Genomic DNA, 16,897 nt, shown 5'->3' on the forward strand with positions numbered 1-16,897 from the left:
ATAAATGCAGCCCCGATTATGTCAACCCTTAGGATTGTAAGCGCCCCTGCCAGGAAACCCGCACCAAGAACAAAAAAAAGCCCCCGCGTCGAATCAATAGATCTTTTGAGGGGCACGGTAATGATCATCATGGCCCTGGACCATGTGCGCGATTATTTTTCCGGAAGCGCCTTCCTTTATTCTCCGACAGATATGGAACATACCAGCGTGCCGCTTTTTTTCACCAGGTGGATCACCCATTATTGCGCTCCTATATTCGTCTTCCTGGCCGGCATCTCCGCACATCTGTACGGAGCCACCAAAACAAAAAAACAATTATCTTTCTTCCTTTTTACCAGGGGACTATGGCTCGTATTGGCAGAGCTATTTATCGTCACGCTTGGCTGGACCTTCAATCCTACCTATCCGATATTTAATTTACAGGTGATCTGGGCCATTGGCATCTGCATGATCACCCTGTCGGCAATGGTTTACTTGCCTGTCCGGCTGATTCTGTTAACCGGCGTTCTTTTAATTGCAGGGCACAATCTCCTGGACAATGTGCATGTGCCCGGGACCGGTTTATCATCCATCCTTTGGGGCTTTTTACATGATCCGGGAGAGTTTGTTATCGGGAATATTAAAGTACTCATCCGTTACCCGATTCTACCCTGGATCGGCATCATGGCCACCGGATATTATTTTGGCAGAATGTATACTCCGGCCTATGACGCTGAGCAGCGAAGGGGAACCCTGATTATCCTGGGTTTCGGGGCCATAGCCTTGTTTGTTGTTTTACGTTCAGCGAATATCTATGGAGATGCGGCACATTGGTCCATCCAAAAAAGCGGCGTTTTTAGCCTGTTATCCTTTTTGAATACCACCAAATATCCGCCTTCCCTTCTATATACGCTGATGACCCTGGGGCCGGCCTTATTGTTCCTGGCTATTACGGAAAAAATAAAAACCACCTGGACGGCAAGGGTCCAGGTATTCGGAAGAGTTCCCATGTTCTATTACCTGGCTCATATATACCTGATACACAGTATTGCCATCATTGGCGTAATGTGGCAGGGTTATTCCGGGTCGGCGATGATCTTTTTACCGGGGCGGGTGAACCAGGTGACGGAATTGAAGGGATATGGATATTCCCTGGTCATCGTATACCTGGTCTGGATCGGGGTGGTTCTTTTCCTTTATCCCTGTTCTAAATGGTTCGATCGCTATAAAAGGGCGAACCAGTCCAAAAAATGGTGGCTGAGTTATTTATAATCATCCCTTAAAATACTCTTTCACCTTAACCATAAATTTCTCTTTTTTCCTGCGGCTGACTTCAATTTCCATTCCGTTACTCATAATAACTGTGCCGCCTTCTCCCCGCATATATTCCTTTACGTGAAGAAGATTAATGAGAAATGACTTATGAACACGGAAGAAAATGGTATCGGTCAATAACCGGTCGTAATCGAACAAGGGTTTTGAGATAAGAATCGACTTGTTATTTATAAGACGGAAAAGTGTATAACTCCGTTGTGCTTCACAAAAGATGATCTCCTCCAGCTTAACGATCGTAAACCCTTTCTGGGTAGGAAGACAAAGTCTCATTTCCAGGGGAGAGCCCGCTTTATTGATATTATGAAGCAGTACCTCAGCCTGTCCGCCCTGCCTGGCCTGGTCAACTCTTTTACCCAGCCTTTGAACCGCTTCCACCAGCCGGTCCTCATCCACCGGCTTCATCAGGTAATCAACAGCGCTGAACTGCATGGCCTGAAGCATATACTCATTATGTGCCGTAACAAAGATTACTTCAAAATCTTTATTATCTAATTCCGACAACATATCCAGCCCGCTTTTGCCGGGCATCCGGACATCCAGAAAGATCACATCCGGTTTCAGGTCCTCCAGCATTTGTTTGGCGGTATGCGCATTGGAACAGGATCCGGCAATTTCCACCTCCGGGCAATTTAACTCCAGCAGTCTTTTTAAGGTCCGGATACCGTCAGGTTCGTCGTCAACAAGGATTGCTCGCATATTCAAGGTTTAGTTATGATGATATTAAAACGTAAGACGGCGCGGGTACCCGTATGTTCTTTTTGACCCTCATCCAGATCCATCAGGGTAAGCGTGCAACCGGTATCATATTTTTCATTCAGGATCTTGATACGGTTACGAAGATTATTAAGTCCTACCGACCGGTGTAAAGGCCGGTTCAATTGTTTCATTTGTTCCGAAGCCTTAACCCCTATTCCGTTATCCTCGATGATACAGGAAATGGCGCCGCCCGTCCTGGAAAAACGGATCGAAAGATTCTTCTTTCCTTTTTTGGGCATCAGACCATGCCAGATGGCATTTTCTGCCAATGGCTGTATCATAAGCGTAGGGATAAGGATCTCCTCTTTGTCGATAAGATCGTCCACGGTGATCTTAAAGGAAAATGAATCGTCAAACCGTAATTTTTCCATAACCAGGTAACTTTCAACGTGTTCGATATTTTCATACAACGTAGTAAAGACCTCTTTGGATTGGTTGAGAGTGATCCTGATCATGTGTGCAAACTTGCTCAGGTATCTGGACGCCTTTTGTTGTTCATTATCCAGGATCATTCCTTTAATACTATTGAGAGAATTAAAGATAAAATGCGGATTCATTTGAGTTTGTAAAGCTGACAATTGGGCTTCAGCCAGTTGCTGGTTGATCACCGCGATTTCCTTCTGTTTTAATTCGAGCGATTGCTCGGACTCCAGTTGACTGATCTTATTTCCGACAAGAGTGGCAATGGTGGTCAGGATCTGAATATCCCTTTCCCTGAAATAATTCACACAATGGTGTTCCGAATCGATAACGCCGATCAGTTCATTGTTATGAATAATGGGTACGCATACCTCGCTTAACCGGTTCATATCATCGACCCTGTAGCGGGGATCTTTCCGCGTATCGGCAACCAGCAGGGGTTCCCGGGTTTGCATTACATGCCCAACCAAACCCTGCCCGGGCAATACATCGAATTGCTGTGAATAGATGACATTGGGGTTTCCTTTTGGGCCATGAGCAGCTTTTTGGATCATCCTGGTCCTGTCCTCATTCCACAGATAGATGATACAGTCTTCATAATTCATCCGGCTGATAAGGTTCCGCATTACATCCCATAATACCTGGTCCACATTTTTTTTACTGGCCAGCGAGGAAGAAAAATAATTACTGATCTGCTCCAGTTCGAACTGGCTTTTATAATCTTCTGCTTTTAGTTCCTGTATATGCGTTTTTGCCCGTTCTTTTATCCGGATATGCCGGATCCTCCAGATCAGTACCAGGTAAACAGTGATCAGCAGCAACAACAGGAACACGGCGACAAACCAGGTTTGTTTCCAGAAAGGAGGGAAAATGGTGATACCCATCTCCTTTATTTGTTCCGGCCACCTATTATTCAGGGAGAATAATTTTACCTGGATTTTGTGCCGGCCCGGGGCCAGACTGGAAACGCTGAAGGTATTCTGGGTACCCAATTGCTGCCAGGGAGTACTATCCTCCTTTACCAGGCGATAGGAAAACCGTTGACTGTTACCGGTGAAAAAATTTATGCTGCCGATACTTATGGTAATTCCATTATTACGCCAGGAAGTCGTGATATTGTCTTTTGGAAAACAAAATTTTTGCTGGTTACCGGTTGTAAGATATTCAAAGAATAGCTGGGGGGCCTGTCTTTTCTGAAAAATTATCCCGGGATCGAACTGAACCAGCGTATTGGTGAACCCGATCAATAATTTATTGTTGGCCGAATCAAAATAAAATTTTGAACCGTTGACAATCGGCTGATCGGGAAAACCATCCTCTTTTTCAAAACTGGAGATGCGGAAGGTCTGCAGATCGAGACAGGCAATACCTGAATAGGAGGCGATCCATAGTTTGTTTCTCACGACGATCAGGGAGGCGATATTATTATCGGGCAGTCCGTTATCCCGGGTGAAATGAAGAAAGGTTCCCGTTTCCTGGCGATAACAGATCAATCCGTTATTATTACTATTGAGCCAGATATTGTTTTGTGGATCTATGACAAACGTATTTACCTGCCTGTCAGGGATCTTGATATAAGGAAAAGAATCGATCAGCCGGTCGAATGTATGGTAACGGATATTATAGCGCACCAATCCATGACCTGCTATCCATATATTTCCGGACAGATCCTCCCCAAGATTACTCGCTCCTTCTATTTTTTCAAACAGCCCCTGCTTTGTCGGCACTATAGAAAAATGGCCCGTTGCTGCCTCGTATCTATACATATTTTCTGAGGCGACCCAAATATTTCCCGTCTTGTCTTTCCAGAGATACGAGATCCAATCCCCTTTATTCCATTTATCCAGTTCCACAACAGCCAGTGCATTGGTCCTCGTGTTCAGGCGGAACAGCGGGCCGTTCGTCCCGATAAATAAGATAGAGTCATTGGCTGCGACAACGGAATATACATTATCGGCACTGTTCCCGTATTTTTTGAAACCGATTCTCCGGATGAAATTCAGGTTTGCCCTGTCAAAGACCAGCAGGCCGCCATTTTTCCGGGAAGCCGCAAACAACTTATCTCCGGCTATGGCAATATCATCGACAACGATACCAGGGTAAAGTGCTTCCAGTTGTGAAGGAACGGGAACTATTTGTACATAGGGTTGGCTGTTATCCTGGCTGAACAGCCCTTTATTGGTAGCCACCCATAAATTTTGATCCCGGTCCTGTAAAAGGTGGCGGCAATAATAAAAGGGGAAATACTTTTTTGGCAAAAATTCAAGTTGACCGGATTCCGGATGAAGCCTCATTTTATAAAATCCGGATAAATTCCCGGTAATATAAAGCAGCGAATCATTAATGGCTGACAATTCTGACCGGTAATCGAACTGCTCCCTTACCGAATGAAAGGGCAAACGTGTCACTGTCCTTTTCTGCCGGGCCACATCGAGATAAACCAGACTGTCGGCATCCGGGTTCATCAAAAAAAAGCAGCCGGGCCTTTGTTGAAAGAACTCGCAATCTTTTTTTGGATAATCCAGGATTTCTCTCAATAACGGACAGTCCGCAGTTGTCATCTTTTTATATTCGTGCCTGTCGATCAGGTATACATAGATCCCTGCAATGGAAGCAAGGACAAGTGTATTTTTATCCAGCCAAAACTGGTTTCTTCCAAAACCGAAGGTGGAGGTAGCTACTTCTTCCTTTGTATAATGATCATAACGAAAGACCAGGCGGTAGTTTTTATCGAATTGATAGAACCCTGAACGGGTAAGCAGAAAAATATCCCCTTGTTCATTGCCGGTTACAGATACGACCCAGTTGAATTTATACTGGTATTGTTTATCGGAGTAAGGTACAAAAAGGTTTCTTGTTTCGCCGGTTCGGGTATCGATAATATGCAAACCGTCTCCATAGGTCGCCAGCCGTTGTCTGTTCAGCCAGACGACTCCGTTCAGTTGTTCCGAGGGAAGGGATAGATTGTCATTACTGCTGTGGTATTGAACAAAACAACTGCCATTGAACCGGTTCAACCCCGAAGAAGTAGTGATCCAGAAATAACCGGTTGAATCCTGGACCATACCGGTTACGTTATTGTGGGAAAGACCCTGCTGTTTCGTATAGAGTGTAAAATTGCTTTCGTTGATATCCTGTGCCAAAAGACCTTCGCAACCAATCAGTTGGATCACGGATGTCAGCAGCGCCGGAAAAAACAGTTTAGCCAGGTTCATGAATGCAACTTTTCAGATGGGTTTTGATTAAAGTTACGATTTAAAGTTACTTACGTTCCCGATATACCGGACCTTCCGGCCCCTGTTTGCTCAGGGAGCATGCCATTTGGAAACTCAAACCCGCCTTTAATAAACCAATACCGCCCGATCACGGCATTTTCCGGCAAACTATTTTTTCGTCCCTTCATTTCCGTCACACCGGTCGGGAAAAAAACAAGGCCGGTTGGAAAAGAGCGTCTGTAACCAATCCTGCCTGGGTCTACCTTAGCACCCCTAAAATGAACCTGTCCTTTAAAACAAGTAAACGATTATGAGAAAGATCAACTATGCCCTCCTGGGCTTTATCCTGATTTGCACGCTGCTGGCCATATTTTTACTATCCGTCCAGAAAGCTTCCGCCCAACCTCTTCCACCTTCCAAGGCGGGAGGAACAAGTCTCCCCGGTAAAGATGTACCCGGTAAAGATGTACCCGCTAAAGATGTACCCGGAACCGTAAAAGGAATAATAAAGGACGGTGCCGGAAATCCACTGGCCGGTGCTTCAGTCACGGTGAAAGGAAAAAGGATGGGCACGGTCACCGATGGTGAAGGCCGTTATTCACTTACTCTTCTTCCCGGAGAATATACACTTATAGTAACCTTTGTAGGGCAGGCGCCGCAAATGATGACCGTAAGGATAGATGCCGGGACCACCACAGAGCAAAACTTTGCCTCCACGGAAATTACCGGGATGAATGATGTGACCGTCGTAGGTTCGCGGTCAAGGGAGATAAGAAGCAAATTATCCACGCCTAATCCGGTAGATGTGATCAGGACCAGGGAGATCAAACCATTTGCCCAGGAAGATATATCCCAGATGCTTACCTATACCGTCCCTTCCTTTCAGTCTGCCCGTCAAACCATATCGGATGGCACAGATCACATTGATCCCGCAGGTCTCCGGAATCTCGGACCCGACCAGACCCTGGTATTGTTGAATGGTAAACGTCTTCATAACACTGCACTGGTTAATATCAACAACTCTGTAGGAAGGGGTTCTGTAGGCACGGACCTGAATACCATTCCCGCTTCGGCCATCGATCGTATCGAAATCCTGCGGGACGGGGCGGCTGCTCAATATGGCTCTGATGCCATTGCAGGAGTGATCAACGTGGTATTAAAAAAGAACTACAACGGATTCAATATATCCGGGATGCTTGGCCAGAATTTTACCAGCATGCCCTATAACGGGGGAGCCACTAATAACGGAGCAACAAAGATAAACGATGGTGTGAACCAGCAGTTGGACTTTAGCGGAGGATTCGCAAAAAGCAATGGTTCATATCTCAATATCAGCGGGCAATGGTTAAGAAGATTCAGCACCAACCGTAGCGGTGAGGATAACAGCCCGCTGGTCTATCTCGGTAATGCAGGAGCATTTCCCAAAAACCCTTACCCTGTCACTGCCGTCAGTAATTCTGATTATCAGAAATGGCTGATGGACCAGGATGCAGCCATCGCCAGGCAACGGGGTTATAACCGTCATAATGTTGTAGTCGGTAATTCCTATGCACAAAGCCTGACCACGTTTTTAAATGCCGGCGCCAAACTATCCGGGAAGATCGATGCCTATCTTACTGCGGGAATATCCCGCCGCGATGGAAAGGCGACAGGGCAAAGTCGTAACCCCAATTCGGTATCCCAACAGCCTGTGCTGGGGAACGGTGATCAGTATTATGCTGATGGGTTCTTACCTCAGATCTCGCCTACGATCACGGACTGGAACCTGCTGGCCGGGTTCAATATAAAGGCCGGTAAATGGGATATCGATATCAGCAATATTATCGGTCAGAACACCTTCCGTTATGATACGAAGAATACCGGTAATTCCAGTCTGCCGGCCAGTGATGATGTACAAACGAGCTTTTATGACGGTAAACTTTCCTTCCTGCAGAATACGGCGAACCTCGATTTCAGCCGCAAATTCCATTATGGCGGCCTGAGAACCCTGAATGTGGCATTTGGCGGAGAATACCGCAGTGAGGTATTCAGGATCAGCCAGGGCGAACTCAATTCGTATACCAACGGAGGCAGGCTGGCTACCGTAGACTCTATCCCTCCTTATCCCGGAACCGATATATACACGACTTTCCCCATCAAGGTTGTTCCGGCTTCCGGCTCACAGGTCTTTCCCGGGTTTAAACCGGCGGATGCCGTAAAGGCAACCAGGAAGGTCTATGCAGCCTATGGTGATCTGGAACTTACTTTAGGAAAATTATTATTGGATGGTGCTGCCCGTTATGAGCGTTATGCCGAAAAAGGATTTACATATAACAACCTCAGCGGCAAACTAAGCGGGCGGTACGAACTGACTTCCCATTTTTCCATTCGCGGTTCCATAAGCAATGGCTTCCGCGCCCCTTCCCTGCATCAGCGGTATTTTCAGAATACTTCCACCCAATTCGTATTGGGCCAGCCTTCCAACTCCCTCACTGCTAACAATTACAACCCCATCGTTCGGGATGCGTTTGGTATAAAAGAATTGAAACCGGAAACTTCCACCAGTTATTCCCTGGGATTTTCCGGAACAACAGGTGGAGGGTTCAGTTTTACCGTGGACGGATATTTCATTTCCATCAGGGACCGGATTGTGCTTTCCACTGCCTTTAACCGCAGCAATCCCCTGGTCAATAAGATCATGACCGATAACCATGTCGATTCGACCACCTCTGCCTTGCAATTCTGGACCAATGCCGTCAATACGGAAACCAAAGGAGTGGATATCGTACTGACGGACAGATTCCGGATCGGGAACGGAAATGCATTGATATCGCTGGCCGCCAATTTTAATAAAAATACGGTGGTAGGCGCGCTGCATACCAATTCCCTGATCGACGCCCCGAAGAATAATCCCAGCACCACCGATCCCAATGCCAACCCCTCCAATGACCTGGCCGCGACCCTGTTCGACCGGCAGCAACGGGGCCGTATTGAAACAGGGCAACCCAAAAGCAAGATCAATCTCACCTTTAGTTATGCCATAAAAAAATGGGAATTCCTCGCCCGGGCCGTTCGGTTCGGTGAAGTGCAGTTCCTCAACAATATTGATCCTCGTTTAAAAAACAAAACCACCGGTGCATATCTGAATGATATAGCCTTGGGATCCGACCAGATCTTTAGCGCAAAGATCACGACCGACCTGGTGATCTCCTGCCGGTTTGCCCCCGGTATGACCTTATCGGCAGGCGGAAATAATATATTCGATGTTTATCCCGACAAAATATTTGTCGACCCCCGGAACGATCTTAAGGCCGTATATGCCAATCCGGTAGCCGGTGCCAACAAGACGCCCGGAGGGTATAACTCAGGACGGGATGCCTCCAACAGGGGACGGTTCCTCTTTGGTCCAAACCAGTTTGGATACAATGGCCGTTTTCTGTTCACCCGTCTCAATATTGAATTGGGAAAATCAAAATCTGTTCACAGGTAGTTAGGTAGTTTAGAGAAGTAGACGTTGGTATCGTCTGATTAGTGTTAGCCGGTGTTGTTTAAGGAAGTTTTTAGAAGGACTCATGCCTAAGACAATCCGGTCGGGGAATGATGAATCTGAAGGTAATGTACGATAAGTTGCGGGAAGACAACTGTGAGCGTATATTGCAAGAAGAGGAATCATTCCCCTTTTTTACTTCAATTTGGCGGAATCACGTAAACAAGAGGCCAATTCTGAAGAGGCTAATTCAGTAAATTCAGGATAGTACCTTGCAACTGAGCCCTGGTAAAAGGCTTCGACAGAAAAGTATCCGCGCCGATCTCAAGGGCGACATCCTGGGCTTCCAGATCGACTCCGGAGATCATCACAATTTTAACGGACGGGTGGTTTGCTTTGATATAACTGATAAAGTCAACGCCAAACCCGTCGGGAAGCCGGTTATCCAGCACAATTAACGAAGGCTGTTCTTTTTGCAGATATTCCATGGCTCCGGCCAGGGTTTTTACATAATCGACTTCCGTTTCTTTGCTATCCAGCAAAAGATCGATCAGCAGACACATATCCCCTTCATCTTCGATAACCAGGATCTTTTTTACGTTTGTTTTTGCAGCATTGATACCGGCCATTTTTTTAAATTTTAGGATGATAGATCAGGCAATGATTCTTTTATGGTAATACGCAAATGATGCCAGAATCCCGTAAAGCAAAAAGACACCTACCTGGGTAATCTGAAGGGGTAAAATGGCTGAAACAGAATGGAAAGTGGGGAAATTTTGGGAAAATAATCATCAACCCATATGCCCGGCCGTACATAAAACAGGAGGAAAAAGTCATCACCCCAAAGACCATTTTTTTCGAAAGTCACGGAAACGTTTCCGTAAATAAAGAAGGCAGGAAATGATCAATATAGTTACAAATTGCTCAATTTGACATTACTAAATTGACTTCATTTATTTAAACCTTGCCATCATGAGACCTCAATTAGTGAAAGTTTGCAGGGAGCCGGGGCATTCTTTCAGCATTCGGCAGGATCAGGTACCCTACGTTAATACCCGCTGGCATCTTCATCCGGAAGTTGAACTGATCCATTTTAAAAAGGGAGAAGGCACCCAATTCGTAGGCGACAGTATGAAACCTTTTGAATCGGGAGACCTGGTATTGGTAGGATCCAATCTGCCCCACCAATGGAGATTTGAAGACAAGGATAACGAAGAGGATCCTGTTGAAAAGATCAATGTAAGGGTTTGCCATTTCGGTGAGAATTTCTGGGGAAAGACCTTCCTGGAACTGCCGGAGAACAATCCGTTAAAGGTACTGCTGGAAAAATCGAGAAGAGGGATCCAGATCTATGGGGAAGTATCACCTGGTTACCAGAAAATAAATTTTCAATCCAGGACCAGTTTGATCACGGTAACCATCTTTGCGGCGGATGTTTCAGGAATAGCAGGCAGCTCGATAATAAGATCGCCTCCATGATCGCCTTTAGGACCGCCTCCTGCCGTTCCGGTTTTTAATTTCTTCCCGCCATCCAATATGGTGGCAGATTTGACTTCCTTCTTCAAACCCGGTACGATCAATTTTCCGGTGGCCGGCAGGTCGAATACCGACAAATAAAGTATAGTCCCGTCTTTTGTATCTTTTTTTGTGCAGCGTCCCCAGGATAATGGACCCAGCGGGCTGGCCCCGGTAGCGTAGATGGCCTCCCCATTGATCTTCATCCAGGCTCCGATCTCCTTAAGGATCTGCACAGTTTGCTCCGGAAAAGTACCATCGGGTTTAGGGCCGACATTAAGTAAATAATTACCGCCTTTGGAAGATATATCCACCAGGTTACGGATCAGGGTCTCCGGCGATTTCCATTTATTGTCCGTTGTCCGGTAACCCCAGGTTCCGTTCATGGTCATACAGGTTTCCCAATCCTTGCCATCCAATTCGTTCAGGCCCGGTATCTTTTGTTCGGGACTTCTGGTATCGCCCTGAAAATTGGGTCGTTTAAGCCGGTCATTGGTAATGATAGCAGGCTGAAGTTTTAACAAGGCCTGTAATTTCAGGGCTGCGTAGTCTGTCATATTGGTTGGGGTATCCCACCAGAGTACAGCCACATCTCCGTAATTGGATAACAGTTCCCTGACCTGCGGTACCGATACCCTGTCGATATACTGGTTAAAATCGGCGGTCTCCTGGGCTGGATCCCAATGGCCGTTGTGGCTTTCAGTATAAGCATCGATCTTAGCGCTCTCGGGGTTTGGCCATCCTTCCCGCATCGGTTTGCGGGCAGCGGATCCGCCAGGATTATTCCAGTCCTGCGCATGGGAATAATAAAAACCTAGTTTCATCCCCTGACGTTTACAGGCGGCAGCCAGTTGTTTCAGTATATCTTTTCCGTAGGGTGTGGCATCTACGATATTCCAGGGACTGGCGGCCGATTGAAAAAGGGCGAAACCGTCATGATGTTTGGCCGTGATAACGATGTATTTCATCCCCGCATTCTTTGCGGCCCTTACCCATTGGTCGGCATCGAACTTCACGGGATTAAAGGCTTTGGCATATGCCTGGTACTCCGCAACCGGGATCTTCATCCGGTTCATGATCCATTCTGCACCGCCCCTTGCCTGTTCGTGCCCCTGGTATACACCAGCCAATTGGGCATACACTCCCCAATGGATAAACATACCGAACCGTGCTTCCCGCCACCATTTCATCCGTTCGTCATGGCTTGCGGTATCTGTCTGGCCACATAAAAAAGTACTGGCGTAAAAACTCAGGGCAACAAGTAAAAGGATCTTTCTCATTTGGCAATGATTTGGCAATAGTTTAGCAATAGTTTGGCAAAAGTTTGGCAAAAGTTTGGCAATGTTTATTTCCCCATAAATTTCCAGGTAATATTTCCCACCGTATTGGGTTTATCATTTTCGGGAGCGGAGATGCTGCCTTTCCACCGGCCGTTCTTATCCTTTGTTACCTGTATGGCCCGCCAGGAAAATTCTCCTTTTTCATAATTATACGTTTCCCCGTCATCATCATACAGCCGGTAGATTCCGGGCTTTTCTCCGTAATGACGGATTTCCAGATCGGTCTTTGTTCCGGCTGCCGGCGCATGCAAAAGTGGGGGCATCATCGGTATTATACCGCCGTCCTTTACAAATACAGGTATTTTATCCAGGCCCGGATTAACGGTGATCACCTGCCCGTCACCGACAAACTGACCGGTATAAAAATCGTACCATTTTCCGTTTGGCAGCGTTACTTTCCGGCTGGTTTGCCCGGTGAATAAAGGAGCTACCAGGAGATATTCTCCAGCCATATATTCATCTTTGATCTCTTTGGTCACCGCTTCTTCATAGGGGTTCTCTTCCAGGTTTTTATTCGCCCCATCTTTTTTCCACTCCATGGAAAAGCCTTCTTCCAGGTTTACCGCGCGGAAGGGAGGTATGCCTTCGAAATGGTACCGGGCAAATGATGTATACCAGTAGGGCATCATTTTCATCCGCAGCAGGGCGAGCTGCTTGACCTTTTCGGCCACTTCAGGATATGACCAGGGTTTGGTCCCGCTGGCCCATGCATTGATCATCGCCATTGGGGAAAAGATGACCGTTTGAAAACGTCTTAACCATTCTTCCCCTGATTTGGAAGCCCTTACCTCAGGAGTCCAAAGTACTCCTGCAAAACCGCTGTTGATCAGTGCTGTGATAAAATCCTCGTGTTTATAGTAATCGTTATAGATGACATAGGGAAAAGAGACGGCGCCGGCATTGGAACCACGCACGAGACCAAAGGTGCGTTGGTTTTTCGCATGATAAAGTTCTGTGCTGTACCGTTGTAACAGAACTCCGTAGGTCTGCCGCACTTGTTCTGCACTTAATCCCGAAGGGAAAGTGGTTACATCGGGCCATAAATAACTGTCATAGCCGTCCACCTCGTCGATCTTATACCCGCTGACGCCGATATCGATCTGGTCTTTTTTCAATTGCCCGAAAAAAAGATCCCGCGCCGCAGGAATCGTCAGATCCGGAATTAATCCATTCCAGACCGTATGGGAGGCCGTATAAGGCAATATCAGTTTATAGAAGGGCGCCTCGGGAGAGATATAGGGGTTCGTCCATAAATTAAGCCGTATACCGCTGTCGAGCATGGACCGGACAAACGTAGCGGGTTCCGGGAAACGGGTCTTATCCCATTCAAAAGTGCAGGGATAGGATTTACTTTGCCAGCCCGGCTCGAGTCCTATAAAATCAAGCGGAAAACCTTTCGAACGGAAAGCCGAAGCTTCTTTGCTTACATCGGCGGCATTATACAGTCTTTGTACCCTTTGGGTAAAACCCAGACCCCAGCGGGGAGGTAGACAGCCTCCGCCGTTCAGCAGATTAAACCGGCAGACTGCTTCCAGCGGTGTAGGTCCGGCAAATACATAGATATCCACTCCCTGCGCCGGAACCAGGATCTCAACGGCATCCGAGTACGGATGGGCCTCCCATGTTTTATCGGTATTACGGTCCTTGACCTTTGGAGGATTCCTGCCATCCTTACGCACACCACTACCCGCATAAACAGTCAGGTAACGGGTCGAGTTGATAAAAACCCCATAACCTTTGGAGGAAACATAAAAAGGTGTAGGAGAATGCGTTCTTCCGTTGTCTTCGCTCCCATAATGATCGGTATGTAATTGCAGGATCTTTCCCCGCTGATGGACCGTCTGGAAATTGAGGCCAAATCCATAGAGCTGTTCCTTTTTTTCCAGGGGGAATTGCAGATAGGTTTTCCCATCCGTGATCCTGGCGACGATCTCTTCCTGCGGAAGCGGAAAATCAGGGCTGCTCATACCTTTCAAACCCGCCTCAAAAGGGGTGGCGCCGGAAGCTGTCAGCAGATCATAGGCTTCCGGCTGGCCGACCGTGGCCTTCCAGATACCTGGCTCTACCTGTATCCAGTTTATCGTCTGGGCGACGGCTGCGGTGGCTGCATAAAAAAAGAACAGGCCGGTCAACAATAAACTGCAAAAACTTTTCCGAAGCAAACAAGAACGGGGGCTGACATTCATAATTTTCAATTTACGGCAAGATCACAATTTTTCTTTAGGCAGGATAGCCTGGATTACCCAACCGTTAAGTTATTTTGGCGTGGACTCCCTCCGCTTATTGTTAAAGACTTTAACTAAAAACCGGCTTCTGCCCACTATTTTCATCACCATAAGCCCCTTCTTTCCCTAACAAAACCCTAATTTTATTATTCAGGCAACGTTTCCGAACCGGCAGGACTCTCCTTTAATCAAACTAGTTTAACTCCCCAGGAATTGACAGAACAAGAACTGATTAAAGGATGTTTAAAAAAAGAGTCAAAAAGCCAAAGAAGACTTTTTGACCAATACTCCGGTATTATGATGACCGTTTGCCGTAGATATTTTCCCGATCAGAAGGAAGCGGAAGACATTTTACAGGAATCCTTCATTAAAGTATTTACGCATATAAATCAATACCGTTTTGAAGGTCCTCTGGAAGGATGGATCAAGCGTATTGTGATCAATACCGCATTACGCAAACTTAAAAGCAAAAAGATCCATTATTCAGCGATCGACGAAAGTACCCAGGAAAGTCAATCCATAGATTCCCCGGCCCTGACCAATCTTAATGCAGAAGATTTATTAAAGCTGATCGGCAACCTGCCCGAAGGCTATCGCGTAGTATTTAATCTATATGCCCTGGAGGGGTATGATCATAATGAAATTGCAAAACTGTTGAATATCAATCCTGGAACAAGCAGGAGTCAATTGTCCAAGGCAAGGGGTCTTTTGAAAACCCAAATTAAGGAACTGCAAAAACTACCCAAAGGATATGCTTGAAAATAAATTCGATGAATTTTTCAGGAACAAACTTCTGGGTCATACTTCTCAGATTCCTGAAGATATGTGGGAAAGGATACGGCAAAGAGATAGAAATCGTAACCCGTTTCCTTTCTGGCCCTGGCGCATTATTGGCCCTGCCCTCCTGGTACTGGGATTGGCCGGTGCTTATTTCCTGGTCGGGGCGGTTAAAAGAAATAGCAAGATCCGGGAAAATACGCTCTCCCGTGTTGAATTTCCGACTTATAATCCAAACCCAGGGAAATACCCGAAAAACGGGAAGGATACGCATGACGGGAATAACACGAATAATAAAAAAAATAATAACACGAGTAACAATAATAACGTAAAGACGGTTAAAAATTTCCACGAACTCTATTCCAACCGGAAAAACTCAATTGAGGCAGTTACGGATAAAGGCAATACATCTATATTTAATTTAGATCAATATTTTATCGATCAACCAAAAACCGATCAGCCAAATATCGATCAGCCAAATATCGATCAGCCAAAAACCGATCAACCGAATATTGATCAAACCAAACAAAATATTTCATTCGCTTCAAAAAAAGCATCGCAGATCCGTCATAATCATGGCGCTTATTCAACCTCCTCCTACCCCGTGGATAAGGCCCGTCTTTATCAACTGGATTCAACCCTGACCGAAAACAAAAAAGAGCTAACTCAAACCACCTTCATAAAGGATAATGTCAACCGCAAAGGAGATAGCCTGGACCACCGGAAATCGTTTCCGGACAGCCAAACACCTTTCCATAATGGAAAAAACTGGCACCTGGAAGTTTATATCTCTCCAGATGCGCCTTTCCAATCTATAACACCTAACAATGCTCCGGGTCCTGAACTCTTGCAAAAAGGACAATTATCTTATACGGCCGGTCTTAAAGTGAGCAAATCATTTACCAGCCATTTTACCGGCCAGATCGGAATTCAATATTCCCAGATAAATATAAAACTCAGCAAATCCGATACACTGGTCACCATTTCCGGAGACAGGCAATTAAAAAGCCTGGACATTCCTTTACTAATAGGCTATGAAATGGGGAACGACCGGTTTAAAATGGCCATCAACGCAGGGGTAATTTTAAATGCTTATTCCTGGTCTAAAGGGTCCTACTCGACACCCAACGGCAATCTGTACCGGCAAAATACAGGAACTAGCTTATACCTCGGTTTGTGTTTTACACATACCCTTGATGAAAAATTTTCCTTGTTTGCAGAACCGTACTATCGGTACCGAACAACTGATATGACAAATCAGCACCAGGTTTTCAGCCAGAAATTCAATACACTTGGATTGTCCATTGGTCTCAGGTACAATTTCAACCGGAACAGGCAACGGAGATGAAACACCTCAAACATCCCCATAACCGCTTTAATGGTATCTTTACCATTATGAAAAGTGAATTCAATGCAAATGCGTGGCCCTGCCACGTGCCCGACAGGCTGATGGACGATCAGTTACTTGTCTTCGATTTTGGGGAGCTCGTCAATAAACTCAAAATTGAGGATGCCTGGAAAAATGGCGACCGGAACGCACTTACGCTGCTAAAAAGTAGCGAATTGAGAATCGTACTCATTGTACTAAAGACGAAGTCAGAACTGAATTTTCACCCTTCCGGAAATTTGTTAAGTGTACAAATATTGACAGGATCAGCCAAACTGTTTACAGCAAAAAAAACAGTCATGCTGAAGACTATCGGCTTATTGACCCTTCATGACGAAGCTCAGCATTCTTTAATCGCGTTGGAAGAATCCGTTATCCTTTTGACCATGGCCCCGGCGAATCATAAGGAATAATCGTAACCACTTTAGTCGGGGGATGAAGAACGACCGATCGTCATTTTCACCGGCAAAATATGACCATCC

11 protein-coding genes are annotated in these 16,897 nt (G+C 46.1%); 6 read left to right on the forward strand and 5 right to left on the reverse strand.

Annotated features, from left to right (window positions below; all coding sequences use genetic code 11):
• Positions 1-18 precede the first annotated feature (18 nt).
• Complete coding sequence (locus ACX0G9_RS29335) at positions 19-1,251, forward strand: DUF1624 domain-containing protein (protein ID WP_459068552.1); 1,233 nt, start codon at positions 19-21, stop codon at positions 1,249-1,251.
• Here ACX0G9_RS29335 and ACX0G9_RS29340 read toward each other — a convergent pair whose 3' ends face one another.
• Entirely contained in the window at positions 1,252-2,010 is a 759-nt protein-coding gene (locus tag ACX0G9_RS29340; RefSeq protein ID WP_459068553.1) for a LytR/AlgR family response regulator transcription factor, read from the reverse strand.
• 2 nt (positions 2,011-2,012) lie between these two features.
• Entirely contained in the window at positions 2,013-5,705 is a 3,693-nt protein-coding gene (locus ACX0G9_RS29345; RefSeq protein WP_459068554.1) for a histidine kinase, read from the reverse strand.
• 310 nt (positions 5,706-6,015) lie between these two features.
• Here ACX0G9_RS29345 and ACX0G9_RS29350 point away from each other — a divergent pair, with 310 nt between their 5' ends.
• Positions 6,016-9,174 (forward strand): TonB-dependent receptor, encoded by a 3,159-nt coding sequence (locus ACX0G9_RS29350; protein ID WP_459068555.1) that lies wholly within the window; start codon positions 6,016-6,018, stop codon positions 9,172-9,174.
• Between the two features lie 242 nt (positions 9,175-9,416).
• On the opposite strand, the gene ACX0G9_RS29355 is transcribed toward ACX0G9_RS29350, so the two are convergent.
• On the reverse strand, positions 9,417-9,800 hold the full coding sequence (locus ACX0G9_RS29355; protein WP_459068556.1) for a response regulator: 384 nt from the start codon (positions 9,798-9,800) through the stop codon (positions 9,417-9,419).
• A gap of 343 nt (positions 9,801-10,143) precedes the next feature.
• Here ACX0G9_RS29355 and ACX0G9_RS29360 point away from each other — a divergent pair, with 343 nt between their 5' ends.
• Positions 10,144-10,650 carry a cupin domain-containing protein gene (locus tag ACX0G9_RS29360; protein ID WP_459068557.1) on the forward strand — a complete coding sequence of 169 codons (507 nt, stop codon included), beginning with the start codon at positions 10,144-10,146 and terminating at the stop codon, positions 10,648-10,650.
• On the opposite strand, the gene ACX0G9_RS29365 is transcribed toward ACX0G9_RS29360, so the two are convergent.
• Positions 10,560-11,966, reverse strand: coding sequence for an alpha-L-fucosidase (locus ACX0G9_RS29365; protein WP_459068558.1), 1,407 nt, complete (start codon positions 11,964-11,966; stop codon positions 10,560-10,562). The two genes, ACX0G9_RS29360 and ACX0G9_RS29365, sit on opposite strands and share 91 nt — an antisense overlap.
• 65 nt (positions 11,967-12,031) lie before the next feature.
• Positions 12,032-14,212 (reverse strand): glycoside hydrolase family 31 protein, encoded by a 2,181-nt coding sequence (locus ACX0G9_RS29370; RefSeq protein WP_459068559.1) that lies wholly within the window; start codon positions 14,210-14,212, stop codon positions 12,032-12,034.
• Positions 14,213-14,464: 252 nt separating this feature from the next.
• Between ACX0G9_RS29370 and ACX0G9_RS29375 the strand changes: the two genes are divergently transcribed.
• From ACX0G9_RS29375 to ACX0G9_RS29385, 3 genes are read left to right on the forward strand one after another with little or no spacing between them, the layout of a single operon-like run.
• The gene (locus ACX0G9_RS29375; protein ID WP_459068560.1) at positions 14,465-15,010 is read left to right on the forward strand and encodes an RNA polymerase sigma factor; all 546 of its coding nucleotides are present in this window, start codon (positions 14,465-14,467) and stop codon (positions 15,008-15,010) included.
• Entirely contained in the window at positions 15,003-16,376 is a 1,374-nt protein-coding gene (locus ACX0G9_RS29380; RefSeq protein ID WP_459068561.1) for a porin family protein, read from the forward strand. Before ACX0G9_RS29375 ends, ACX0G9_RS29380 begins: the two co-directional genes overlap by 8 nt.
• The gene (locus ACX0G9_RS29385; protein ID WP_459068562.1) at positions 16,373-16,828 is read left to right on the forward strand and encodes a cupin domain-containing protein; all 456 of its coding nucleotides are present in this window, start codon (positions 16,373-16,375) and stop codon (positions 16,826-16,828) included. The genes ACX0G9_RS29380 and ACX0G9_RS29385 overlap by 4 nt, the downstream gene beginning before the upstream one ends.
• The last annotated feature ends 69 nt before the right edge of the window (positions 16,829-16,897 follow it).

This window comes from Flavitalea flava (assembly GCF_054461575.1).